The following is a 22546-nucleotide window of genomic DNA, read 5'->3' as shown; positions in this document are numbered from 1 at the left end:
GCATACAAATGAGTCAAGAACGAATTTTATCAACCAATGCAGTTGATAATGATGAGGTATTGCAGTGGGTTACTTTTCATCTTGAAGATGAGACCTATGGTATAAATGTAATGCAAGTTCAAGAAGTGCTGCGTTACACCGAAATAGCACCGGTACCAGGAGCTCCAGCGTATGTTTTAGGTATTATTAATTTACGTGGTAACGTTGTTACAGTTATTGATACTCGTGCTCGTTTTGGTTTAGTCGGTAATGATGTCACTGACAACTCCAGAATTGTGATTATCGAAGCGGATAAGCAGGTTATTGGTATATTGGTCGATAGTGTTGCGGAAGTTGTTTATTTGAGAAGCTCAGAAATTGATAGCACGCCAAATATCGGCACCGAAGAAAGCGCTAAGTTTATCCAGGGTGTCTCAAACAGAGACGGCGAGTTATTAATTCTTGTTGATTTAAATAAACTTTTAAATGATGAAGAGTGGGACGAACTTAGTAACTTCTAGTTACTATCTATTGCTGAGCAGCACGTTATATTATGATATTTGAAGTACTTTTATTGCTTAACTTAGCAATAGTGTTTTTTGCAATAGGTTTTATTTTACGCACTCGTACATTACAAAAAGGACGGGATGACAGTAAACAAAAAGAAATAGATTCGCTTTGCCAACAAAATGTCATTCTTCGCAGTGAAATTGAAGAAGTACGAGGTGGGCTACTAAGTATTGGGAAGCGAATGCTTGCATTAGAAGCAACAACCAAAGAGTTGCTTCAGAATCAACAAGAGCTAAAGTTTGTTGATCCAGACTCTAAAATGTATTCTCGTGCAGTAAAAATGGTGGAGCTTGGTGCAGATCTTGATGAAATCATTAAAGAATGTGAATTACCTCGCGCTGAAGCTGAACTGCTAATATCACTTCATCAACAAAAAAGTTAAGCTTTGATGTTGAGCTTATTGCTAAGTCCTTTCCATCCCGGAGGGAATTTCCCTTGGATGACATAAGATAATGCAATAAGCTCAGCAATAACTATATAGAGTTCCTTTGGAATTTCCTCTCCAAGCTCTAAGTGTTGCAAGGTTTTAGTCAGATTTTCGTCTTGATGAATGAGTATGTCTTTTTCTTTTGCTAACGCTATAATTTCTTGCGCTAACTCACCAAAGCCTTTTACCGTGACACTGGGGGCTGAACGGCCATCGTAGAGCAATCCAATTGCAGAGTCTGGTTGCTTCATAATCATACCTTAATATTAATAATGCTATGCTGATCAAAAAATGCCATGTTGGATTCTTCAGCATGTTTGAGAGTGACATGCTCGATATGTAAACCATGCTCATTTAACCGCTTTTTTAAACTATGTATATGTGGCTCTGTTTTTGCGGTTAATTGAGCTGATGACGCAACAATATCAAAGCTCACTGATTTATCCATTATTTGGGCATGAGTTTGTAATTTACCTAGCTCACCTAAATCAAAGTTTAAACGAACAAACCACACTTTTTTGCCTGATGCCTGGGTTTTATTTTTTTTCTCGTAGTGGCCAATTTTAATTTCTGTTTGGTGTGCTTCTGGCGCTAATTTCATCGGCAGCAAAAATTGAAAAATAGACGGCAGATCGGGCGAAGAGGTAATTTGGGCCTGATTTACTTGTAAAGCAGATTGGATTTGCCCCAAGTCCTGTAGTAAAGGCGAAGAAGTGGACTGGGAAAGTAGCGCATTTAGGTCGAATTTATTTTTAGGAAATAAAAGCTGTAATATCCCTTCAAGCTTATTATTTATAGTGAGTTGCTGATTATGTTGCTGAGCAAGTTCAAGAGTCAGTAGCTCAGTTGAAAGTTGGCTAATCGCATTTGAAAACGTAGTAGGAGCGAATGCAGCTGGAATTTTTTTCGGTTGTAAAATCTGCGTTACTTCAGTGCGAACCTTAGTGGGCGAAATGGTGTCTGCAGAAATTAGCTTAGAAAAAGCTTGATGAATCAGTTTATTTAACTCTTTCGCCTCGGGGAGGCCTTGTTCCGATAAACGATGAATGACCTTGCCCAGTTGGTTTAAATCCAATTTATCTTGCGGTTTTTGATTATTAGCGAGTGGATTTACATCGCTCGCTTTTTGAGAGTTCACTGCATTGTGCAGTTCATTGGTTGTTTGAACATGCACTTTTACAGACGAGATATCGTTGGCGTTAGTGATTTTATCCGAAGTAAATGATGATGTTTTTTGCATTGGCTGATAAGGGGCGAAAAATTGACTGTTTACTGCCTTTGCGGGAGTTTGACCCGTTTTCACTTCATTCATATCATGGTGTTGGGATGGTTGAGCTGAAGTGATGGGTAGGCTCTGTGGTAATTGAGCCTTAAGTGGTGACGCTGTAGCCGGTTGAACAGAGCGACTTAGTTTATGCCATAACGTTGTCAGGATTGGGGTGGTCGTTTTTTCTGTCTGATTTGCCAGCGGCAAGGTCGTTGATTTGTTTGTTTCTTTGGTCTGTTCGTTTGCAAACTTTGTCAGTGGAGTATCAAAGCCATCAGAGCTTGTTGGTGATTTTGTTGCAAGCGATATGCTCAGTGAGATTGGTGCTTTTTCGGCCGAGATATGTAACTCATTCTTATTTTTAGAGATATGACTAATTGATTGCCATGTCGGCTCAATTTTGTTTGATTGAATCATAGGAAAATAAACTTTATTGCTGGCCACTTTAAGCTCAAGATGCTGGGTGGTCGGTATCCTCATCTCTGCGGTTGATAGTCCTTTACTGAGAAAGTTTAATAATTTTTCAGCTGAAAATGCTTGAGAATGAATGATGGCTTGTTGAGGTGGCGCGCTGATATTGGCCCTGATTTGACCATGTTTAAAATCCATGTGAGCCACTAAGCTATCTGCTTTTGCTAGCATCGTGGCAATTGAACTATTCGTCGGTAAAGCAGCTTTTAAGGTTGGAAAAAATAGCTCGTTGAGGGATGTGTTTACCTTGACTGGGAGTAACGTAGAGTTAGTTGATAATTGGGTATTTGTTGCTGGAGTAAAGAGTTTAAGTAAACTTAATAATTCATTTGGTTGCAGTTTAATTGCAACGGATAGCTGCTCTTTTAAGGTAACTATATGTTCAGAATTAAATGTAAGTGTACCGGCTTGGATCAAGAATTTACTTTGTTTTTGTTCTGCGCTTAAAGGTAACGAAACCGCCTGCCAAGCCCCATTTATCTGGATTTCGGCTTTAAGTATCAGGCCATCACTACGTGCATTTTTGATAGGGTAACTTTGATTAGGAGCCAGTTGTTGGGTCGAGTTAGGCTGATCAGCTGAAAGTTTTAGCTGTTGCGTGTTTGTTAGGAAAATTTCACTAATATTTTGCATTTATGTTTTAAATCAATATTTAAGCATTTCTGAGATAAAGCTAACTTACGCTTTGCAATATCATTATGATAGACTACTGGCCTCTTTGGGGTATAGAGAAAGTTACTTTTTGTTAAATGTCGAATCAATAACTTGCATCAAACAAGAGCGTTGCTTGTTTGAAAATCTTTCTTTTGAGTTAAAATCAGGAGAGATCATGCAATTAGAAGGCCCGAACGGGGCTGGTAAAACATCATTACTGCGTATTGTTGCTGGTTTTACACGACCAGAACAAGGTCGTCGCTTGTGGTTTGGCGAAGATGTAGCAAAAAATGAAGATGACTTCTTAGGCGAACTTTTATTCATCGGTCACAAAACCGGTGTAAATACACAACTTTCCGCCATTGAAAATATTCAATTTTGGCAGCAAACCCATGGTTATCCCCACTCAATAGATTATTATAATTTACTAGCACAGCTCGGCTTAGTCGGCCTTGAGGATGTGCCTGTGCGCATGTTGTCGGCAGGTCAACAGCGTCGTGTTGCTCTTGCGAGGCTCTGGGTGTCAGATGCGAAACTTTGGATGCTTGATGAGCCATTTACTGCGGTTGACAAAAAAGGTGTGACGTTATTACAGCAGCAATTTTTTAAGCAATTAGCAAGAGGCGGCAGTATTTTGCTCACGAGTCATCAAGATTTGACTGAGCAGTTTCAAAATTTAAAAACGGTGACTTTGGAGTATCGATTCTAATGCGTCGAGAATATTCCTACCGCAGCGTATTTTTGGCTGTCTATACCAAAGACATTCGTTTAGCGTTTCGCCAGCGCTCAGAAATTATTAACCCATTACTATTTTTTACCATTGTTATCAGCCTATTCCCTTTGGGGGTGGGGCCTGAACCGGCATTATTGTCTCGCATGGCGCCTGGTATTATTTGGGTCGCTGCATTACTTGCGACTATGTTGAGTTTAGATAAATTGTTTCGTGATGATTATAACGATGGCTCTCTTGAGCAGTTAATGGTCAGTCAATATCCGATGCCTTTGGTCGTTATTGCCAAAGTAACTGCGCATTGGACGACTACGGGATTACCACTAGTATTGTTTTCTCCTTTGTTTGCCTTGTTGTTAAATCTAGAAAGTGAGGCATGGCAAGCAACTATCATTACGTTATTAATTGGCACGCCATTATTGAGCTTAATCGGTGCGATTGGCGCAGGATTAACTGTTGGTTTGCAAAAAGGGGGGATTTTGTTAAGTCTATTAGTTCTGCCCCTATATATACCCGTTTTAATATTTGCTACCTCAGCGATTGATACCGGATCGATGTCTCTTGCGTATCATGGTCAGTTAGCAATTTTAGGTGCGATGTTAGCGTCAGCGATCATCCTTGCGCCTATTGCCGTTTCATCAGCATTGAAAGTGAGTGTAAGTTAATTATGTGGAAGTGGTTACATCCCTATGCGAAAGCTGAAACAGCTTATCGCTTATGCAATTTGTTTTTACCCTATTTTGCCGTGATTACGGTGATTTTGTTGGTTGTTGGATGGGTGTGGGGACTTGCTTTTGCTCCTGCCGATTATCAGCAAAAAGATAGTTATCGGATTATTTTTATCCATGTGCCATCTGCTATTTTGTCGATGGGAGCGTATTCATCGATGGCCATCGCGGCATTCATTGCATTAGTGTGGCAAATTCGAAATGCAGAACTCGCTGTTATCGCTATTGCACCTGTTGGAGCTGTCGTTACCGCCATAGCTTTAATTACAGGGGCTGCTTGGGGTAAACCTATGTGGGGCGCTTGGTGGGTGTGGGATGCGCGATTAACCTCGGAGCTCATTTTATTATTTCTTTATTTAGGAGTTATTTCCCTTTATCACGCGTTCGAAGATAAAGCCTCAGCAGGACGCGCTGCGAGTATTTTAGCGATTGTGGGAGTGGTAAACTTACCTATCATTCATTTTTCTGTTGAGTGGTGGAATACCCTTCATCAAGGAGCGACGATTACTAAATTTGATTCATCGGCCATAGATAAGTCCATGTTTTGGCCTTTGATGGTTAACATTGCGGCTTTTGCTACTTTGGTTGGTACGGTTACGTTAATTCGATTAAAAAATGAAATTTTGTTGCGTGAAAAGCACCGCCCCTGGGTGAAAGCGCTAGTCAGTGGAGATCACAATGCAGTTTAGTTCTTTTTCAGAGTTTATTGCGATGGGCGGTTATGGCTTTTTTGTTTGGCTGTCTTATGGAAGTTGCTTTTTACTTTTAGCAGGGATAGTCGTGTCGAGTATACTTGGTCATAAGCAAACACTGAACAACATCAAAGCTCAGCTGGAGCGAGAAGTCCGAATTAAGCGCGCTCAGCAGGAGGATAAAGCATGAATCCTCGTAGAAAAAAACGATTGATGGCAATTGTTGCAATCATTTTTGGGATCGGAACATCGGTTGCGCTAGTTTTATTTGCTCTTCAAGAAAATATCAATTTATTTTATACCCCGAGTGAATTAATCGAAGGTAAAGGTCCTGACAAGCAAAAACCTTATGTTGGACAGAAGCTCAGAATTGGCGGCATGGTTGTGCCAGGCAGTGTTGTACGAGATGAAGACTCACTCTTTGTTGAGTTTAAGCTTATCGATACAGGCCCTTTAGTGACCGTTCGTTATCAAGGTATTCTGCCTGATTTATTTCGTGAAGGGCAAGGGATTGTTGCTCAAGGGCATTTAACTGCTCCAGATACGATTGAAGCGTTTGAAGTACTTGCTAAGCATGATGAAGAATACATGCCTGCTGAAGTGGCTGAGGCTGTTAAAGGCATTAAGCATGAGAAACCTGTTTACAACATACCAAAGGGGTATTAGTTAGTCATGATCCCAGAGTTAGGCTTTTTATCGCTTACTATTGCGATGGCGCTATGCATCTTATTATGCATTTATCCTTTATGGGGCGCACACACTGGTAATTTACGCTTAATGCGGGCTGCACCTGCATTAGCAATGGGTCAATTTGTTTTTGTACTTCTCTCTTATTTAGCTCTGGTTTATACCAGTCTTCATGATGACTTTACCGTTGCCTATGTGGCAAACAACTCAAGCTCTGTGTTGCCTTGGTATTATAAAATAACGTCAACCTGGGGCAATCATGAAGGTGCGATGCTTGTCTGGGTATTAATACAAGCCTTTTGGACTGTTTTGGTGGCAATGCTATCTAAATCTTTACCTTGGCTCTTACGTGCGCGTGTTCTGGGTGTGCTCGGATTTTTGGGTGTGGGTTTTATGTCGTACACACTTTTACTCTCAAGTCCATTTGAGTCATTACTGCCTTACTTCCCTGTTGAAGGACGCGATCTTAACCCGCTGTTACAAGATCCGGGTATGATTATTCACCCTCCGTTACTCTACATGGGGTATGTGGGGTTGTCGGTGTCTTTTTCATTCGCTATTGCAGCTTTATTAACTGGCAAACTCGATAACACATGGGCTAAGTGGTCTCGTCCATGGACGATGGCAGCTTGGGCATTTTTAACGCTAGGGATTACCATTGGTAGCTGGTGGGCATATGCTGAATTAGGCTGGGGTGGCTGGTGGTTCTGGGATCCGGTTGAAAACGCATCATTAATGCCATGGTTGGTTGCAACTGCGCTTATCCATTCCTTATCCGCGACAGAAAAACGTGGTGTGTTTAAATCGTGGACTGTTTTATTAGCTATTGCTGCATTTTCATTAAGTTTACTCGGCACATTTATTGTTCGTTCAGGCATTATCGTCTCAGTGCATGCGTTTGCGACTGATCCAGCTCGAGGCAGCTTTATTCTCGCTTTCTTACTCGTGGTCGTCGGGGGCAGCTTGTTGTTGTACGCATTGCGTGTGGCTGAGGTGAAAAGCGAAGGTCGATATCAGCTGTTTTCTCGAGAAGTGGCATTGTGGTTAAATAATATCTTTTTAGTCGTTGCCACGTTAATTGTCCTACTGGGTACTTTGTTGCCGCTGGTACACAAAGAATTAGGATTAGGTTCAATTTCGATTGGTACGCCTTTCTTTAACCAAATGTTTTCAATTTTGCTCGTGCCTTTTGCCTGTTTATTGGCGCTTGGGCCGATGCTGCGTTGGAAGCAAAATAAAATTAAGTTGGTTTTTAATAAATATGCTCTGTCGTGGTTAATTAGTGTGATCGTATCTTCAGCTTGGTTGTTCTCGAGTTATGAAGAAGTGAAGGTGATGACCTTAGTGGCTGTGATGTTTGCAGTTTGGATTGCGGTTACTTCAATCATTGATATTGGCCAGAAAGTAAGCGAGTCCTCATCGATTTCGCGAGGATTGAAAAAGTTAGGCTTAAGTTACTGGGCGATGATTTTGGGTCATATTGGTTTCGCTTTTGTGATTGCAGGCGTGGCATTAACATCGGCTTATTCTGTTGATCGCTCTGTAAAAATGAATCCAGGTGATATTGCAAGCCTTAACGAATATGATTATCGCTTTGATGGTGTGAAATCGATAGAAGGCAAAAACTTTACTGGTCATGCCGGAATTGTCACTGTACTCAAAGAAAATCAATTTGTTGTCGAGCTTTACGCTGAAAAGCGCTTATACACCATCGGCAAACAATTTATGACGGAAGCCGCAATTGATGATGGCTTTACGCGTGATTTGTACCTTGCATTGGGTGAGCAGTTCGATAATGGAGCCTGGTCGTTACGTATTTACCATAAGCCATTTGTGCGTTGGATGTGGCTGGGTGGAATTATCATTGCATTAGGCGGTTTCTTGATTTTATTCGATAAACGTTACCGTCGTCGTCAAGCCCCTCAAACAACAGGTAACAAAGGAGTGATGGCATGAATCGTAAGTTACTGTTTTTAACTCCGTTGGCCATTTTTTTATTGCTGAGTATCTTCTTGTTTAAAGGGTTGTTTTCCGATCCGAGAGTCTTACAAAGTGGGAGGATTGGTCAAACAATGCCTGAGTTTGCCTTGCCAGATTTGATGCAGCCTGACAAACAGTGGCGTAATACCGATTTATTGGGCGACGTTTACCTGTTAAATGTATGGGGAACATGGTGCCCAACTTGTGTTGCTGAACTGGGTTACTTAACAGAACTACGTAAACAAGGTATTAAAATTGTCGGCTTATATTTCGAGCAAGGCTACGATGCAGACTTTGGTGACCAATTTAGCTTGCCTGACCTGCAAATTGAGGTATCAGAGATGCTTGCGCGAGCTGGTAATCCATATGCGTTTAATATGCTCGACCTAAATCGCACGGTGCTGCTAGATCTCGGCGTTTCTGGCGCACCAGAAACTTTCTTAGTTGATAGCAAAGGCACTATTTTATTACACCACACCGGTGACATTAATAGTCGAGTTTGGCGAGCAAAATTTGCTCCGGTTATTGCAGAGTTATCCCCATGAAGTATTCATTTGTTTTAATTTCTTTACTCGTTACTTCGTTTGTTTATGCCAGTGAAGATCAATATCAGTTCGCGACAGCTGAACAAAAGAACATTTTTGCAGAGCTAACGCATGAGTTGCGCTGTCCTAAATGCCAAAATCAAAACATTGCTGATTCCGATGCAATCGTAGCAAAAGACTTACGTGACAAAGTCCTTACTTTAGTTGAAGAGGGTAAGGGGAAAGATGAGATCATCGAATTTATGATCGATCGCTATGGTTATTTTGTGCACTATAAACCGCCTGTTACAGCCTCAACCTTAGTGTTGTGGGTGTTACCTGTATTGTTTGTTTTATTTGGTTTTGGCGCCGTTATTGCGCGTCAAAAGAAGGCATCGCAAGCGCAACAGTGGTCTGAGCAAGATGAGAGCACATTAAACGAACTTATTAATAAATATCAGCGTAAGGGAGAGCAATCATGACCGAGTTCTACTTATACGCTGGGATGTTAATTTTGCTTGGTTGTGTTTTTGTTGTGTTGCCATTTATGCGCAAAGATACGTTAGTGTCGGTGGATCCTGGTACCAACGCAGAGCGCATTGATATCTACCATCAACGCCTAACTGAACTGGCCCAAGAGCAGCAAGATAGCCGTTTATCTGATGAAGGCTACCAGCAAGCCATTGTTGAACTTAAAAAGCGTTTGTTAAATGAGCTTGCGCCAGAAAAGCAATTTAACCTCAAAGGGAATAATGTCGTTTTAGCAAGTGTTGGCGTGTTATTCATGCTGAGCTTTTCTATTATTTTTTATGGGATTAGTGGAAGTCATAAACAACAGCTAAGCTGGTTAGAAGCGGTTGAAAAGCTCCCTGAGCTTGGTCAGCGAGCGGTAATGCAAACGGGCGATCCACTTACGCCAAACGAGTTGCAACAATTTGCTTTAGGACTGAGAACTAAACTGTCAACTAATGGCGATGATCAAGTGGCTTGGATGTTACTTGGGCGTGTTGCTATGTCTTTGAATGATTTGAGCATGGCAACTCAGGCTTTTGAAAAATCACTGAAGATCAATCCTGACAACGTCAATGTCATGCTAGCATATAGCCAAGCGTTGTTGGTTGATGGCTCAGAGCAATCAATTAACAAAGCGGCGAAAAAGTTATCAAAAATTCTGCAAAAAAATCCAACCAACATGGATGCAATTTCACTTTTGGCGCTTATTGCTTACGAAAGAAAAGATTGGCTGGAAGCTAAAGCGGCCTTTGAGTTGTTATTAAGCAGTATGGAAAAAGCTGATCCACGTTATGTAATGATTAAGCAACGAATTGATGAGTTAAATCAGCGTTTGAATGTAAACGTTGAAGACAGTATTAACAAAAACTCACAAACTATGGCTTTACAGCCGAGGCAATTAACGGTCAAACTTAGCTTATCTGACGATTTGGTTAATAATGTTCCTGAAGGAGCTACTTTGTTTGTTTTTGCAAAAGCAGCTCAAGGGCCACAAATGCCGTTGGCCGTTGTTAAATTAACCTATGTTGACTTGCCAACAACTGTGTTGCTTTCGAAAGAAAATGCCATGATGCCATCGTTAACGATGGAGCAGTTTGATCAAGTCATTGTTACTGCTCGTATTTCAAAAGATGACAAAGTTGATGTGCAGGTTGGTGAGTTGCAAGGTCAAAGTACCGTGGTTGACTTAAACGCCGAAACGGAACTTTCGTTGATGATTAATCAGCTTATTCAATAGGGACAGCATGTATAAAACTGCAGTATTGTTATTCATTTGGTTTGCTCTGGTGGGCTGTGCTCAGGTGCCAGAAGAAAAACAAGATGAGCGCGATCCACTCCAAGCACTCAACCGCCCTGTTTATGATTTTAACATGGACGTGCTTGATGCGTATGTGCTTCGACCTGCTGCAGTGGGATACAGTACAATTACGCCTCAGCCAGTTCGAAATGGGATCGTCAATTTTATTGAAAATCTACAGACGCCAGTCGATGGGGTAAATGCTGCATTACAAGGCAAACCCAGCAATGCAGGAGTGAGTGTGGCACGTTTCCTCATTAACTCTACAGTTGGTGTGCTGGGGATTTTTGATGTTGCTTCAGAGATAGGCTTAGAGCTAGAAGAAGAGGATTTTGGCCAAACTCTTGGGGTTTGGGGAGTTGGAGATGGTGCGTATCTGATGTTACCTGCTATGGGCCCAAGTACAGCCCGTAATTTCACCGGTGATATTGTTGATAACTTTATTGTGCCTCAGGTAGCATTAACGACACCACAAAGCCTATTAGTGTTTGCGTTAAAAGCACTTGAAGCACGTGCTTCTTTATTTGCTCAAGAATCATTGCTTAATGAGTCACTTGACCCCTATATTTTCATGAAAGATATTTATTTTCAGCGTCAATTGTTTGAGTTACATGATGGTAACCCGCCCCTTGAAAAAGAGCCGGAGACCTATGAAGAAGATTTCTTAGAAAACTTATAATAAAAAAGCCGATGACATTCATCGGCTTTTTTTATGGTTAAAATCTTTTAATTAAGAAATTGCGGCTAGCTGTGTATTTGCCCACTGTACCGCGTCATGGTATGCATCAGGCACTTCTTTTGGGTTAAGCTTCAGCTGTTCAATGATCGTATTGGCTGATTCCCAATTTGCTTTCTCGTAGTGCTTCACAAGCTGAAGATATTCTGCCAACACGCCTTCATCTTTCAGTAAGGCATCTTTAATTTCGTTAGAGAGGGGGAGCTTTGCGAGAGCGTTTTCCATTGTTTCATCTAAAATCGCGTCAATAAGAGATAACATACCGGCTAAAAATGCCATCGCGGTATCTTTCATTTGCCCATGACTTTGTGCGATTAACTCAGCAAACCGAGCACGGGTTAATGATAGGCTCATTAATTCAATTGGCTTATTGGATGAAACTTGCGCAGCAAATAAGACAGATAAAAACTTTTTCAATTCTTCAGCGCCCAGAACAACTAACGCCTGTTTGATAGTGCTGATTTCTGCACGGCGTTTAAATGCTGCTGAGTTTGTATAGCGCAGCAGTTTGTATGACAAATTAACATCACGCTCAAAGACTTCAGTGATTTTCTTAAGGTTGATTTCTGCACTGGATGTTTCATAGAGCAGTTCAGCAAGAGTCATTTCCGATGGCGCTAACGATTTACTTTGAATCACCTCTGGTTTAGAGAAAAAATAGCCTTGGAAGTAGCTGAAACCTAATGTTTGCGCTGTTTCAAATTGCTCATGAGTTTCGACTTTTTCTGCTAAAAATTGGATGTGAGGAAACTCCTTGGTGTCGGATTGGATTTTTTTAATCTCGTCTGCACTCAGAACTTGGAAATCAATTTTGATAATATCGACATAGGGATAAAAATGACGCCATACTGGATTATGGATGTAGTCATCTAAGGCGATGGTATAGCCTTTTTCTTTTAAGTCTTTGACGATCGCTAATAAGCGTTTTCCGGGTTGAACTGTTTCGAGGATTTCGACTACAACCTGCTCAGGATCACACATAGTGGCATACCCTTTGAGCAGTGTTTCAAGGGTGAAGTTAATAAAAGCGGGCTTATTCGCTGTCATGTCTTCTAAACCAAATTCAAACTGACTGCCGGCAATCAGTTTTGTGGTTGCTTCATGACCATCAACATCCGGAAAAACGTTGTCTAGACCATCTCGAAATAGTAATTCATACGCATATAAATTTTTTTCGTTGTCGAGTATCGGCTGTCTAGCTGCATAAAAATACATAAGCTTTGGACCTTTTTCCTATTGATTTATTCTTATTTAGAATAGGTAATATAAAATATGCGCAGGCATTTTTCATTAACTATTTTATACAATCTCATTCTTTTGGGGGGTTATTGTTCACTTTCAGTCATTTTTTTGCCTCTCATGTTATATTAGTGTCTGTGATTCAATCTGCGTACCTTTTTTGTCTGAAATCATGGTGATATTTTCACCTTATATTTTAGTCGAGTTCGAATTGAGTGTAAGTGGAATAACAATAACAACATTTAGGGGGTTAGAGTGGCGATAGGCACATTCATTTCTTTAGCGATATATTTTATCGTGATGTTAGGTATCGGTTTTTATGCGTACCGCAAGTCTACCAGTGATGTTTCTGGTTATATGCTCGGTGGCAGGGGCCTGAGCCCAAGTGTGACAGCACTGTCGGCAGGTGCATCTGATATGAGTGGTTGGATGCTAATGGGGTTGCCAGGCGCTATGTACATTAGTGGCTTAAGTAGTACTTGGATTGCTGTAGGTTTAGTGATTGGTGCGTTATTGAATTATTTAGTTGTTGCACCACGTTTACGAACCTTTACTGAGGTTGCCAATGATTCAATCACTTTGCCTGATTTTTTTGAAAATCGTTTTGCTGACCGCTCACATATGCTGCGCTTGGTTTCATCTTTAGTTATTATTGTTTTCTTCACTCTTTATACTTCATCAGGCGTGGTGGCAGGCGGAAAGCTTTTTGAGTCTTCGTTTGGGCTTAGTTATGAGATTGGCTTGTATGTGACAGCCGGCGTAGTGGTCATTTATACCTTGTTTGGTGGTTTTTTAGCTGTGAGTCTGACTGACTTTGTGCAAGGCTGTATTATGTTTGTAGCCTTGATATTAGTGCCTATTGTGGCTATTTCTGAAGTCGGTGGCACAACTGAAATCGTCAATAGCGTCCAAGCGATTAATCCTGATTTATTAAACATTGTCAGTGGTACTACGTTGGTAGGGATTGTATCCGCGATGGCTTGGGGGTTAGGGTATTTTGGTCAGCCTCATATTATTGTGCGTTTTATGGCGATTCGCTCAGTGAAAGATATTCCAACAGCGAGAAATATCGGCATGGGTTGGATGACAGTCTCGATCATTGGTGCTGTAGGGACTGGTTTTGTTGGGATTGCTTATGTAGCAAAAACGGGGATGACATTAGATGATCCTGAAACCATCTTTATTGTGTTATCACAATTATTATTCCATCCATTGATCGCAGGCTTCCTGCTTGCTGCAATTCTCGCCGCTATTATGAGTACAATTTCATCGCAGTTGCTCGTGACATCAAGCTCACTAACCGAAGATTTTTATAAAATATTTTTAAATGCAAATGCTTCGGATAAAGAGCAAGTCACCGTTGGACGTATTTCGGTTGTGATTGTAGCTTTAGTGGCGATTGCTTTGGCGTATGATCGTAATAGTTCTATTTTAAGCCTTGTTAGCAATGCATGGGCGGGCTTTGGTGCTGCATTTGGTCCTTTGGTTATTTTAAGCTTGTATTGGCGTAAAATGACCGCGTGGGGCGCTTTAGCAGGAATGTTAGTTGGAGCTTCAACAGTTTTAATTTGGATCTATGCGCCATTGACTGTTGATGGACAAACATTGAGTGCATGGATGTACGAGATTGTGCCTGGATTTATCTTATCGACAATTGCGATAGTGGCGGTGAGTAAACTGACCACGATTAACGATCCTGTGGTTGAAGAACAATTTGATGCGATGCTGACTCATCATCAGTAACAATCATATCTAACAAAAAGCCTGCATCGTGCAGGCTTTTTTGTTTTCTACTAAGAGGCTTGATCTTCGATACCGACAATCAACCAAGGTGCGTTAGCTTGGCGCATATCGCGCTCTAAGTGCCATATTTCATTGATAGCTTCTTCTTGCTTGTCAGCTAAATCTCGGTACTTACCTTTAAAGCGAACGCTGATCTCCCACTGGATTGGCGAGCTATCTGCACGAGCCAATTCTGCGTCAATAAACATCACTTCAGTTGCCACATCAACGACTTCTGCACGTTCTGCTTTTAATTCAGTAAAGAGTGCAGGACTCACGTATTCTTCAATGGTCGATAAGTCATTTTCATTCCACGCTTTTTGTAGCGTATGGTAATGATCACGTGCGCCTTGTAAAAACCCGTTTAGATCGAAGTTAGCAGGGAGATTAAAAGGGACTTCATTTTGAGTTGCGCTAAATCCATTGCTTGATGACGAAGCTGGACTTTGACGATATTGAGCCGTTTCAGTCGGCGTAATTGGCGGCCCTCCTGCTGTGGCAGTTCCATTAACGGCATTTTTAGCCATTACTGCTTTAATGACTTTGAAAATAATGAAGGCAATCAATGCCATCATTAACATGTCCATAATTTGTAAACCTTCAAAGTCACCGCCTAACATGGCAGCAATTAAGCCACCCATTAGTAATCCACCCAGAATTCCACCCATAATGCCTTTTTTATTTGAGCTTTTAGCTGCAGTGGTTGGAGCTTGAGTTGAGTTATTCGGTTGATCTGCTTGTTGTTTTTGCTGCGATGTCTGTTGAGTTTTGCCTTTTGACTTAGAGCCAAATTTTTTGCGTGCATCTACATCAAATGATGCAGTAAACAACACAGCAAACAGGGTAAAGATGACACATAACTTCTTCATGTTTGAGCCTATATAAAGTAATAAATTCAAGAGGGATTGTAGGGACTCAAAAAGTGAAGTCAATCAGAAGTGGAGGAATTATCTTATTGTTTTTTAAACGTTAAATTGGGTTAAAAAGTTAATAAATTTAATGTAAATTTTAGCGTCGTTTATCCAGTGTAGATAAACGACGCAGGGATTAAATTTGCCAAATTAAATTATCTTTAATTTGATTTTGCAGAGGCTGTAACTGGGTATTATTTTCGCCCAACATAATGATGGTTGCAGAAGCGGATTGGTAAATCGATCCATTAAAGCGCTGATCAGCGAATTGCGAAGAGGATTCACGCTGATTATTAGCGGGTATAATAAAGAGTGTCACCGGACCGCTTTGCGTGTTCAGAACCATGTGCAAGCTCTTTTGGCTTTTAAAATTACAAAAGGTTAAATAACTTACATCGCCAGGGACATTCGTCAATTGGCCGCCAAATGAAGCTAACTTTGCATTGACCTGCTCAATGGGAAACTGTTGATCAGTATTCGTTAGGGACGCAAGCTCATGATAGACATGATCTAAAGCATGTTGTTCTAAATTAAGCGGTGCGGCTGGATTATAAAGGTTAAATATTATGCCAAAAGCAAATGCAACCGAAGCGGCTATCGCTAAATGTACTCGTCCACGACGCTTATATTGTTTGTGTTCGTTTAACCGTTGATTAAGCAGGATTTTATCCGCTAAATTATCGGGCACTTCAATACTCAGCGCATCATGCAACTGGGCATCAAGTTGTTGAATATCATTTAAAAACTGTTGCCGTTCAGCGTCATTATTTGCAAATTCGTGCAGTTCATCGCTGACTTCGCTTGGCTGTGCATAAAGGCGGCGGCGAAATTCTAATTCATCCATTGTTACTGAACCCCTCTATGGTGGTGTGTTGAAGTTGATAGCGCGTCTTTGAGCTGGTTTCGTGCTCTAAACAGGCGCGTCATAACAGTATTTTTGTTCAAATCTAATATGGTCGCAATTTCATCCCCAGAGCATCCCATTACAATTTGCAATAAAAGAGGCTCTCGATAATCTTCTGGCAGAGCCATAATTTGACGCTGGATCATTGTTTGTTCCATATTTTGCTCAAGACTGAAACTCTGCTCATCCATCAGGTGATCTTGGTCTACATCTGAATAATCGAATTGCTTTCGCTCGAAGCGACGTGCATTCTCTCGTCTTAAAATGGTGAGTAACCAAGACTTTGCTGCTTGTTGATCAAGCAATGCATCCAGTGATTTCCAAGCTCGCAAAAAGGTTTCTTGCACCAAATCATCAGCCACACTGTGATCTTGGCATAACCAATAAGCAAATCGATATAGTTCTTTATGATAAACCTGCACAAGTGCTTCGTATCGTTTGTGTTTGTGTGCCATATCAATTAAGACCTGACGATCGGAATTTTTCTTTCCAAACATAGGGGAATTTTTTCTTCTTGCTCTGATAAGGCCTAGTATTGCACCAAGCGAGGCGCAAGCCAAGCTCAGTACAATAAATGAAAACGCAATTAGTACAAAGGTTTGAGTGCAGATGCGTGTAATTGTTGGGCTGAAGGAGTTAACTTAAGCGTGTCCAATATTGATGCTAAGTCGACGTTTGCTTGTTGATTTCCATATAAGCTTGCTTGCAACTGATTGAGTTGTGCTGCCAAAGAAGGGTTACCGTACAGAGCGGCTAAGTCATCTAATGACGCTGACTGATTGTTACAGCGTAGCTTAGCGAGCGCTAAAGTGTGCTGATAAAATGCACGATTATCGTTTGATTTTACCGCTGTTGCCAGTTGTGCTAACACGTCTTTATCGCTGAGTTGTGAGTCCGTTTGAACTGCTGTTTTAATTACTTGCGGGCGTTTATTACGCTGTAACCACCACAGCAGCAAAGTGATAAGCCAAAGTAAGTAGCCACTGGCAATTAACCCCCATTGTAGTGAGGATACTTCAGCCGTGATGGTGTTATTTTGTGGGCGTTGAACTTCTGGTTGTTCAGGCGAGATGTTAGGCACGGATGCACTTGGGCTGCTGCTCGAGGCAACGACGGTTAACGTGCGACTCGGTAACGTTGCATACTCTATACGGTTAAGTACAGTATTAAACCATGGAATTTTGACCTCAGGAAGCTGGTAGGTTCCGGGCTTTTGAGGTAATAATGCGATAGATTCAACACGCTGAGAAATCACGCGACCATCGCGCACATTGTGATTGTTTTCAGCTTGGTCGGGATAGGTGCGGATCCCGGCAATCTCTGGAAGCGTGATTTCAGGTAGTTGCTCTTTGGTGATCCCTAATGCAGTTAAAGTAATTGTGCGAGTAAGTGGGGTGCCCACTTCGACTTGCGTATCTTCAGGCTGCCATTGCTCATGCAATGAGACCATTTCACTCGGTAACCAATCGCCTTGATAATTGGCTGGAATCGATTTAACCGTTAACAGTGTATCTTCTGTGACTGCAGAGGCAGCAATTGCGCGGTAATTTTCTTGTATTCGGCCATTAAATGATGGGGCGGTAATGGTAAAGTCGCCGCTTTTTTGTGGTTGCACTAAGTAATCACGGCTCACCACTAAATAGCGCTTACCGTTGATAATTTCAGTGCTTTCAATTTGTTTACCGAGCTGCGAGATTTGCGCATTATCCATGATTGGCGCGCTTAATTGGCCATCCCTGAGCTCTTTGGCTAAATACAGCTTAACGTTGTAAACCCCAGCTTGTTGCACATAAAGACTATTAGGAGTCATGCTGGTTTTAATAAAAATATCATCGCTTTGCTGGTCGAGATCTTGTTTGACCACCGTTAAGGTGTAAGGCTGCGATTTAACGCCATTGATCTCAAAAGCAGGAATGGCAAATTGCCCACTTTTACGTGACATCAATTCCACTTGCCACGTGGTTTTCTTTGAGATGCTGCCATTTATAATACTGGTGTGGCTACTGACACTCGTTGGGCCAACAACAAAATCTTTTAATAAAACTGATGTATCAGGTTGTGCACCTTGCACGTTATCATCTGCCTGAATCGTTAAAACGAAATACTCACCTTGCAAGACTGGGTTTTTATTCACAGAGGCTTCAAGTTTAGTGAGGGCAAATACACTTGGGCTGCAGATAATAATCAGTAATAAAATACAACGCATTACCATGATTTTTTAACTCCTTGTGGGCTAGTGTTACGGCCACGATTTTGATATTCAAGTCGCATTTTGTTGCGTAATAAGATGGCAGGATCATCAGGCACTTTTCTAAGTAGCTGATTTAATTGTTGTGCTTTTTCACGTTCTTCAGCAGTTAAAGGCTCAGCGGAAACTGCCGCTTGCTGAGTTTGTTCCTCGCCTTCTTGAGCTGTGTGTGGCTCGCTTGGCGCTACAGCTTGTTGTTGCTCTTCTTGTTTTGAGTCTGCACTTTTTTGCTCGTCAGCGGCGGCTTGTTGCTCTTGCTGTTGTTGAGGGTCGGCTGACATTTCTGGTTTATTTTGTTGATCTGCATTCTTACTTTGCTGATCTGACTCAGATTGTTGGCCTTGTTGATTATCTGACGAGTCTGAATTCGATTGGTCAGCGTTTTGTTGATCAGACTGTTGCTGTTGATCCGATTGTTGTTGGTCAGCGTCTTGTTGCTCATTATTTTGGTTTTGTTGCTCGGATTGATTGTCTTGCTGTTGTTGCAATAATTGTTCGATTATCTCTTTATTTTTTTGAGCGGCAGCAAGGTCGGGATCGAGTGTTAATGCTTGCTCATACTTCTCAATTGCTTCGGGAAGTTTGCCCAATTTTGCTAAGGCATTGCCTTGGTTATATAAACCATTTGCTGAATCATCTTGGCTAAACTGTGTCAACGCTTGCTCATACTGGCCTTGTTGATAAAAAGCTGAGCCTTTGAGATTTGGGGTGTTGGCATCTTGCGCTTGTTTAAAATCCCCTTGTTGATAGGCACTTAGGGCGCGCTGATCGTTATTTTTCCATAAAGATGACCATTCAACAGCATAGGCTTGCTCTGTGGGTAAAATTAATAATGCACACAAGCCAATCAACAGCTGGTTTTGTTTAATTAATAAAAATGCTAAAGGCACCAATAGCAGCATTAGATAGACACCGCCATCGAGACGAGAAAGTGTATGTTGTTGGTCTGTTTCACCGATCTCAGCGTTGTTGTCCGCTTGGGCGAAAACTGAAATATCAGCATTACTGGCAGTATACGCAGAAAAATGGCCTCCGCTTCGTTTGGTGATACCGCGCATTGAAGCAAATTGCGCCTTAGGTACCACGATTTGACCATAGCTATCTTTTAAAAACCCGCCTTCTGGCAATTCGATTGGTGCCCCTTGCTCAGTCGCGACCGCATAAATACTCAATGTGTAGCCGGTGCCTTTTGCAAACTCTTGGACTGATGATAAATCATCGTTATCAATGCCATCGGTCACGAGGATGATATCACCATTTAAATAACCCGCTTGAGTGAGTAATTCACTGGCTGTGGTTAACCCTGCCATCACATTAGACCCTTTTCCTGGCATAATTTCAGGGCTTAAGCTTGGAATTAAATTAGCTAATGTCTGCGCATCAGTAGTGAGTGGCGACACAGTAAAAGCGTTTTCGGCGTAGGCAACAAGTGCGGTTTCGCCTTCATTAAATAGCTCAACCATATCGAGGGCTTTAAAACGCGCTTGGCTTAATCGATTAGGTTTGATATCGGCGCTAAACATAGATAATGACATGTCCATCACCAATACACGGGCTTGTTTAGCCTGATAGATTGGCACGGCTTGCTTTTCCCAGCTTGGTCCTGCTGCGGCTATGATGGCCAGAGTCACAAACAACAGCGATAACCAGGGTGATTGACGTTGCTGTTGTGCACCAGAGGTCAAAACAAACTGGGCTAAGTGCGCGGCAATGAGTGGTTGCTTGTGATTCACTCGATGTTGGCGCAGATAAATGCTGATAGCTAAGGGGATTAACAGCAATAAAAGCCACAGTAACTGTGGTCGGATAAATTCAAAGTCCATTAAATACCCTCCTGTTTTGGTAAGCGAAGATAGGGTTTAGCACTTGAAAGAGCTAAGATCAGCAGCGCGACAAGCAATGGGTAAAAAAACAAGGCTGTTTGTGGTCGAAACGTTTGAGTGTCGGTCGCGATGGGTTCAAGTTTATCAAGCTCTTGATAGATTTTTTGTAAACTGGCTACATCACGGGCGCGAAAATACAGACCTCCGGTATCATCGGCAATGGTTTTTAATAAACCTTCATCCAATGCAGAGCCTGTGTTCATCCCGAATAAACCAAAACGGTTATTGCCATCGGAGCCGACTCCAACCGTATACACTTTAATGCCTTCTTCTCGGGCCAGTAATAACGCTTCTTCTGGGGCTAAATTGCCCGCGGTATTTTCGCCATCTGTTAGCAACACTAAAATCCGGTTGCTATCTTGCTTTTGAGAAAATCGTTTTACGGCGAGGCCAAGTGCATCACCAATAGCTGTCGCACGACCGACTAAACCAATTTGCGCTTCATCAAGCATTTGGCTTACCGTATTTAAATCTCGAGTCAGTGGTGTTTGTAAAAAAGCCGTGTCACCAAATAAGATCAGCCCTAGGCGATCACCTTGGCGCTGTTCGATAAAGTTTTTTAGTACCGCTTTGACCATCGACAAACGATCAACATAGCGACCTTGGTAGGCCATATCTTGTTCAGTCATAGAGCCTGATAAATCAACGGCTAGCATGATATCGCGGCCTTCATTCGGCAGGCTGATTGGCTCACCTAACCATTTGGGATTCGCTGCACCTAAGCATAAACATAGCCAAAATAACCACATTAGCAGAGAGTGGGGGCGCTTGTGCTGGTGGCTAGTGGTACTGCTCAGTAAAGGGTTTGCATTAAAACTGGGGATCCGTAATGTCACATCCTCCATTTTTGCTTTTGCCAACATGCGCAGTAAAAACGGTAGCGGTAAGGCTAAAAAAGCCCATGGCCAACTAAACTCAAACATGTGCTGCACCTCGAGTATTAAAACGTTTAATTGCTTGAGACAGCAGCTGTTTTACCTGTGTATAGTGACTGTGTTCAACCTTGGGGTGGTAAATATGCGTCAGTTGCTCGTTGGTAATGGTGACGCGACAGGCTGAGTGTATAAAGTCGCACCATTGCTGAGAATGGCAGGAGGCTTTATCGGCTCCGTAATAATGAGCAGCTAAGCGTTTTAAAATCATATTGAGTTGCTGTAAGTGCTCAGCACCCTCGTTGTTGAGTGTGCTTGCCAGTATTATCGCTTCTCGTTTGGCCTGATTGTGTTTATAAACTAAACGCCAATACGCACAGCCTGCCAATATAACAATCACTGTCAAGGCGATGACAGCCCACCACGCGGGAGTGAGCGGCCAAAAAGAAACCGACGTTGGGGCAATAATGGGTTCGAGAGTATCTAATGCAGAGGCAGTCATGAGGATGCTTTTCCTAATATCTGTTGCTCTAAAGGGGTTGCGGCACTAAAGGTAACAGGGTGAATACCTGCTTTTTTCAGTGCATTTAGGCGATGATGTTGTTGCTCATTGGCATGTTTAGTAAAGCGTTGCTTAAACTGTTTATCACCCAGTGGTAAGGCAAACGTCTGGCTACCCGCAGTCACTTTGACATGATGATCGCTGGGCGCTAAATCCAATTCAAATGGATCATAGACTTGGCAAGCAATGACCTCACAATGGCGAGCCAGTAATTGCAATTGTTTCAGTACGTCATCATCTAGCTGAACAAAATCTGAAATCAAATATACCAACGAACCGGGCTTAGCAAGTTGATTCAAGCGCTTTAGATTATCTCTAAAGCCACTGTTTGCTTCTTGTGCTGGCAAAGTGAGTGCTTGCTCATGGCTGGCTAAGAGGTTATGAAAGAGATTCATCACTGCATTTTGTCGGCTACCGGGTTTGAGCTCAAAGTGTTGTTGTTGATTAAACACCAAACCACCCACTCGATCTCCACGACTAATGGCCGACCATGCCGTCAGCGCGCTCAGTTGCGCCGCCTGAATTGACTTCAAAACAAACTGACTACCAAATAACATCGACTGGCTAAAATCGGTAAAAATAAACACAGGACGCTCTTTTTCCTCTTGATAGAGTTTGGTATGAGCTTGGCCTGTTCGTGCGGTGACCCGCCAATCAATCGAGCGAATGTCATCACCTTGTTGGTAATGCCGTACCTCGGCAAATTCCATGCCTCGGCCTTTGTGGGGCGCGAGGTATTGGCCTGCCAATTTATGCTTAATATGGGCTTTTGGTTGCAAGTTAAGCAGTGTCGCTTTTGCTCGGTAATACATTAGCTCTTTAAGAGATAAATTAACCCCGTTGCTGTGACAGGTTTGCAACCACAAAACTAAATTGTTGGACACACTCAT

The 22546-nt window shown here is 42.0% G+C and carries 24 protein-coding genes; 13 read left to right on the top strand and 11 right to left on the bottom strand.

All coding sequences use genetic code 11. The features are described from left to right. Positions 1–8 precede the first annotated feature (8 nt). Both PULV_RS09615 and PULV_RS09610 read left to right on the top strand, forming a co-directional pair. On the top strand, positions 9–500 hold the full coding sequence (locus PULV_RS09615) for a chemotaxis protein CheW (RefSeq protein ID WP_086743843.1): 492 nt from the start codon (positions 9–11) through the stop codon (positions 498–500). A gap of 32 nt (positions 501–532) precedes the next feature. After that, positions 533–931, top strand: a complete 399-nt coding sequence (locus tag PULV_RS09610; RefSeq protein WP_086743842.1) for a DUF2802 domain-containing protein — start codon at positions 533–535, stop codon at positions 929–931. Here the strand turns inward: PULV_RS09610 and PULV_RS09605 are convergent. Next, positions 928–1227, bottom strand: coding sequence for an EscU/YscU/HrcU family type III secretion system export apparatus switch protein (locus tag PULV_RS09605; protein WP_227009381.1), 300 nt, complete (start codon positions 1225–1227; stop codon positions 928–930). The genes PULV_RS09610 and PULV_RS09605 overlap by 4 nt on opposite strands. Positions 1228–1229: 2 nt before the next feature. Continuing rightward, entirely contained in the window at positions 1230–3347 is a 2118-nt protein-coding gene (gene fliK / locus PULV_RS09600) for a flagellar hook-length control protein FliK (RefSeq protein WP_193331577.1), read from the bottom strand. Between the two features lie 52 nt (positions 3348–3399). On the opposite strand from fliK, the gene ccmA reads away from it, so the two are divergent. Genes ccmA through PULV_RS09550 form a run of 10 tightly spaced genes read left to right on the top strand, consistent with a single transcriptional unit; the run spans position 3400 to position 11198 of the window. Beyond that, entirely contained in the window at positions 3400–4077 is a 678-nt protein-coding gene (gene ccmA / locus PULV_RS09595; RefSeq protein WP_319608888.1) for a cytochrome c biogenesis heme-transporting ATPase CcmA, read from the top strand. Next, entirely contained in the window at positions 4077–4763 is a 687-nt protein-coding gene (gene ccmB / locus PULV_RS09590; protein ID WP_086743838.1) for a heme exporter protein CcmB, read from the top strand. The genes ccmA and ccmB overlap by 1 nt, the downstream gene beginning before the upstream one ends. A gap of 2 nt (positions 4764–4765) precedes the next feature. Then, positions 4766–5515 carry a heme ABC transporter permease gene (locus PULV_RS09585; protein ID WP_086743837.1) on the top strand — a complete coding sequence of 250 codons (750 nt, stop codon included), beginning with the start codon at positions 4766–4768 and terminating at the stop codon, positions 5513–5515. Next, the gene (gene ccmD / locus PULV_RS09580; RefSeq protein WP_086743836.1) at positions 5505–5708 is read left to right on the top strand and encodes a heme exporter protein CcmD; all 204 of its coding nucleotides are present in this window, start codon (positions 5505–5507) and stop codon (positions 5706–5708) included. Before PULV_RS09585 ends, ccmD begins: the two co-directional genes overlap by 11 nt. Then, positions 5705–6184, top strand: coding sequence for a cytochrome c maturation protein CcmE (gene ccmE / locus PULV_RS09575; protein WP_086743835.1), 480 nt, complete (start codon positions 5705–5707; stop codon positions 6182–6184). Before ccmD ends, ccmE begins: the two co-directional genes overlap by 4 nt. A gap of 6 nt (positions 6185–6190) precedes the next feature. Continuing rightward, entirely contained in the window at positions 6191–8161 is a 1971-nt protein-coding gene (locus PULV_RS09570) for a heme lyase CcmF/NrfE family subunit (protein WP_193331576.1), read from the top strand. Beyond that, positions 8158–8730, top strand: a complete 573-nt coding sequence (locus PULV_RS09565) for a redoxin family protein (RefSeq protein WP_193331575.1) — start codon at positions 8158–8160, stop codon at positions 8728–8730. The genes PULV_RS09570 and PULV_RS09565 overlap by 4 nt, the downstream gene beginning before the upstream one ends. Continuing rightward, positions 8727–9191, top strand: a complete 465-nt coding sequence (locus tag PULV_RS09560; protein WP_193331574.1) for a cytochrome c-type biogenesis protein — start codon at positions 8727–8729, stop codon at positions 9189–9191. The genes PULV_RS09565 and PULV_RS09560 overlap by 4 nt, the downstream gene beginning before the upstream one ends. Continuing rightward, a complete protein-coding gene (gene ccmI / locus PULV_RS09555; protein WP_193331573.1) occupies positions 9188–10459 on the top strand; it encodes a c-type cytochrome biogenesis protein CcmI in 1272 nt (423 codons plus the stop codon). Before PULV_RS09560 ends, ccmI begins: the two co-directional genes overlap by 4 nt. Positions 10460–10466: 7 nt before the next feature. Continuing rightward, the gene (locus PULV_RS09550; protein WP_193331572.1) at positions 10467–11198 is read left to right on the top strand and encodes an MlaA family lipoprotein; all 732 of its coding nucleotides are present in this window, start codon (positions 10467–10469) and stop codon (positions 11196–11198) included. 51 nt (positions 11199–11249) lie between these two features. Here PULV_RS09550 and PULV_RS09545 read toward each other — a convergent pair whose 3' ends face one another. After that, positions 11250–12470 carry an EAL and HDOD domain-containing protein gene (locus PULV_RS09545; protein WP_193331571.1) on the bottom strand — a complete coding sequence of 407 codons (1221 nt, stop codon included), beginning with the start codon at positions 12468–12470 and terminating at the stop codon, positions 11250–11252. Positions 12471–12749: 279 nt separating this feature from the next. Here PULV_RS09545 and putP point away from each other — a divergent pair, with 279 nt between their 5' ends. After that, positions 12750–14237, top strand: a complete 1488-nt coding sequence (gene putP / locus PULV_RS09540) for a sodium/proline symporter PutP (protein WP_086743828.1) — start codon at positions 12750–12752, stop codon at positions 14235–14237. A gap of 50 nt (positions 14238–14287) precedes the next feature. On the opposite strand, the gene PULV_RS09535 is transcribed toward putP, so the two are convergent. The 8 genes from PULV_RS09535 to PULV_RS09500 all read right to left on the bottom strand — a co-directional run bounded on the left by PULV_RS09535 (position 14288) and on the right by PULV_RS09500 (position 22468). After that, on the bottom strand, positions 14288–15145 hold the full coding sequence (locus tag PULV_RS09535) for a Tim44 domain-containing protein (protein ID WP_193331570.1): 858 nt from the start codon (positions 15143–15145) through the stop codon (positions 14288–14290). 178 nt (positions 15146–15323) lie between these two features. Then, positions 15324–16031 (bottom strand): DUF3379 family protein, encoded by a 708-nt coding sequence (locus tag PULV_RS09530; RefSeq protein ID WP_086743826.1) that lies wholly within the window; start codon positions 16029–16031, stop codon positions 15324–15326. 2 nt (positions 16032–16033) lie between these two features. Further along, positions 16034–16588: a sigma-70 family RNA polymerase sigma factor gene (locus PULV_RS09525; protein ID WP_193331569.1), complete on the bottom strand. Its 555-nt coding sequence runs from the start codon at positions 16586–16588 to the stop codon at positions 16034–16036. Between the two features lie 89 nt (positions 16589–16677). Next, positions 16678–18303, bottom strand: coding sequence for a BatD family protein (locus tag PULV_RS09520; protein WP_193331568.1), 1626 nt, complete (start codon positions 18301–18303; stop codon positions 16678–16680). Beyond that, a complete protein-coding gene (locus PULV_RS09515) occupies positions 18297–20162 on the bottom strand; it encodes a vWA domain-containing protein (RefSeq protein ID WP_193331567.1) in 1866 nt (621 codons plus the stop codon). The genes PULV_RS09520 and PULV_RS09515 overlap by 7 nt, the downstream gene beginning before the upstream one ends. After that, complete coding sequence (locus PULV_RS09510) at positions 20162–21145, bottom strand: vWA domain-containing protein (protein WP_193331566.1); 984 nt, start codon at positions 21143–21145, stop codon at positions 20162–20164. The genes PULV_RS09515 and PULV_RS09510 overlap by 1 nt, the downstream gene beginning before the upstream one ends. Continuing rightward, positions 21138–21596, bottom strand: coding sequence for a DUF4381 domain-containing protein (locus tag PULV_RS09505; protein WP_193331565.1), 459 nt, complete (start codon positions 21594–21596; stop codon positions 21138–21140). Before PULV_RS09505 ends, PULV_RS09510 begins: the two co-directional genes overlap by 8 nt. Continuing rightward, positions 21593–22468, bottom strand: coding sequence for a DUF58 domain-containing protein (locus PULV_RS09500; protein ID WP_086744009.1), 876 nt, complete (start codon positions 22466–22468; stop codon positions 21593–21595). Before PULV_RS09500 ends, PULV_RS09505 begins: the two co-directional genes overlap by 4 nt. Positions 22469–22546: the final 78 nt, after the last annotated feature.

The organism is Pseudoalteromonas ulvae UL12 (genome assembly GCF_014925405.1).
Classification (GTDB): Bacteria; Pseudomonadota; Gammaproteobacteria; order Enterobacterales; family Alteromonadaceae; genus Pseudoalteromonas; species Pseudoalteromonas ulvae.
This window is presented reverse-complemented; position numbering and strand designations above follow the sequence as displayed.

Coding starts and splice junctions, on each gene's coding strand:
- PULV_RS09615 (WP_086743843.1), top strand. CDS start 9: ATGAGTCAAGAACGAATTTTATCAACCAATGCAGTTGATAATGATGAG.
- PULV_RS09610 (WP_086743842.1), top strand. CDS start 533: ATGATATTTGAAGTACTTTTATTGCTTAACTTAGCAATAGTGTTTTTT.
- PULV_RS09605 (WP_227009381.1), bottom strand. CDS start 1,227: ATGAAGCAACCAGACTCTGCAATTGGATTGCTCTACGATGGCCGTTCA.
- fliK (WP_193331577.1), bottom strand. CDS start 3,347: ATGCAAAATATTAGTGAAATTTTCCTAACAAACACGCAACAGCTAAAA.
- ccmB (WP_086743838.1), top strand. CDS start 4,077: ATGCGTCGAGAATATTCCTACCGCAGCGTATTTTTGGCTGTCTATACC.
- PULV_RS09585 (WP_086743837.1), top strand. CDS start 4,766: ATGTGGAAGTGGTTACATCCCTATGCGAAAGCTGAAACAGCTTATCGC.
- ccmD (WP_086743836.1), top strand. CDS start 5,505: ATGCAGTTTAGTTCTTTTTCAGAGTTTATTGCGATGGGCGGTTATGGC.
- ccmE (WP_086743835.1), top strand. CDS start 5,705: ATGAATCCTCGTAGAAAAAAACGATTGATGGCAATTGTTGCAATCATT.
- PULV_RS09570 (WP_193331576.1), top strand. CDS start 6,191: ATGATCCCAGAGTTAGGCTTTTTATCGCTTACTATTGCGATGGCGCTA.
- PULV_RS09565 (WP_193331575.1), top strand. CDS start 8,158: ATGAATCGTAAGTTACTGTTTTTAACTCCGTTGGCCATTTTTTTATTG.
- PULV_RS09560 (WP_193331574.1), top strand. CDS start 8,727: ATGAAGTATTCATTTGTTTTAATTTCTTTACTCGTTACTTCGTTTGTT.
- ccmI (WP_193331573.1), top strand. CDS start 9,188: ATGACCGAGTTCTACTTATACGCTGGGATGTTAATTTTGCTTGGTTGT.
- PULV_RS09550 (WP_193331572.1), top strand. CDS start 10,467: ATGTATAAAACTGCAGTATTGTTATTCATTTGGTTTGCTCTGGTGGGC.
- PULV_RS09545 (WP_193331571.1), bottom strand. CDS start 12,470: ATGTATTTTTATGCAGCTAGACAGCCGATACTCGACAACGAAAAAAAT.
- PULV_RS09535 (WP_193331570.1), bottom strand. CDS start 15,145: ATGAAGAAGTTATGTGTCATCTTTACCCTGTTTGCTGTGTTGTTTACT.
- PULV_RS09530 (WP_086743826.1), bottom strand. CDS start 16,031: ATGGATGAATTAGAATTTCGCCGCCGCCTTTATGCACAGCCAAGCGAA.
- PULV_RS09525 (WP_193331569.1), bottom strand. CDS start 16,588: ATGTTTGGAAAGAAAAATTCCGATCGTCAGGTCTTAATTGATATGGCA.
- PULV_RS09520 (WP_193331568.1), bottom strand. CDS start 18,303: ATGGTAATGCGTTGTATTTTATTACTGATTATTATCTGCAGCCCAAGT.
- PULV_RS09515 (WP_193331567.1), bottom strand. CDS start 20,162: ATGGACTTTGAATTTATCCGACCACAGTTACTGTGGCTTTTATTGCTG.
- PULV_RS09510 (WP_193331566.1), bottom strand. CDS start 21,145: ATGTTTGAGTTTAGTTGGCCATGGGCTTTTTTAGCCTTACCGCTACCG.
- PULV_RS09505 (WP_193331565.1), bottom strand. CDS start 21,596: ATGACTGCCTCTGCATTAGATACTCTCGAACCCATTATTGCCCCAACG.
- PULV_RS09500 (WP_086744009.1), bottom strand. CDS start 22,468: ATGTATTACCGAGCAAAAGCGACACTGCTTAACTTGCAACCAAAAGCC.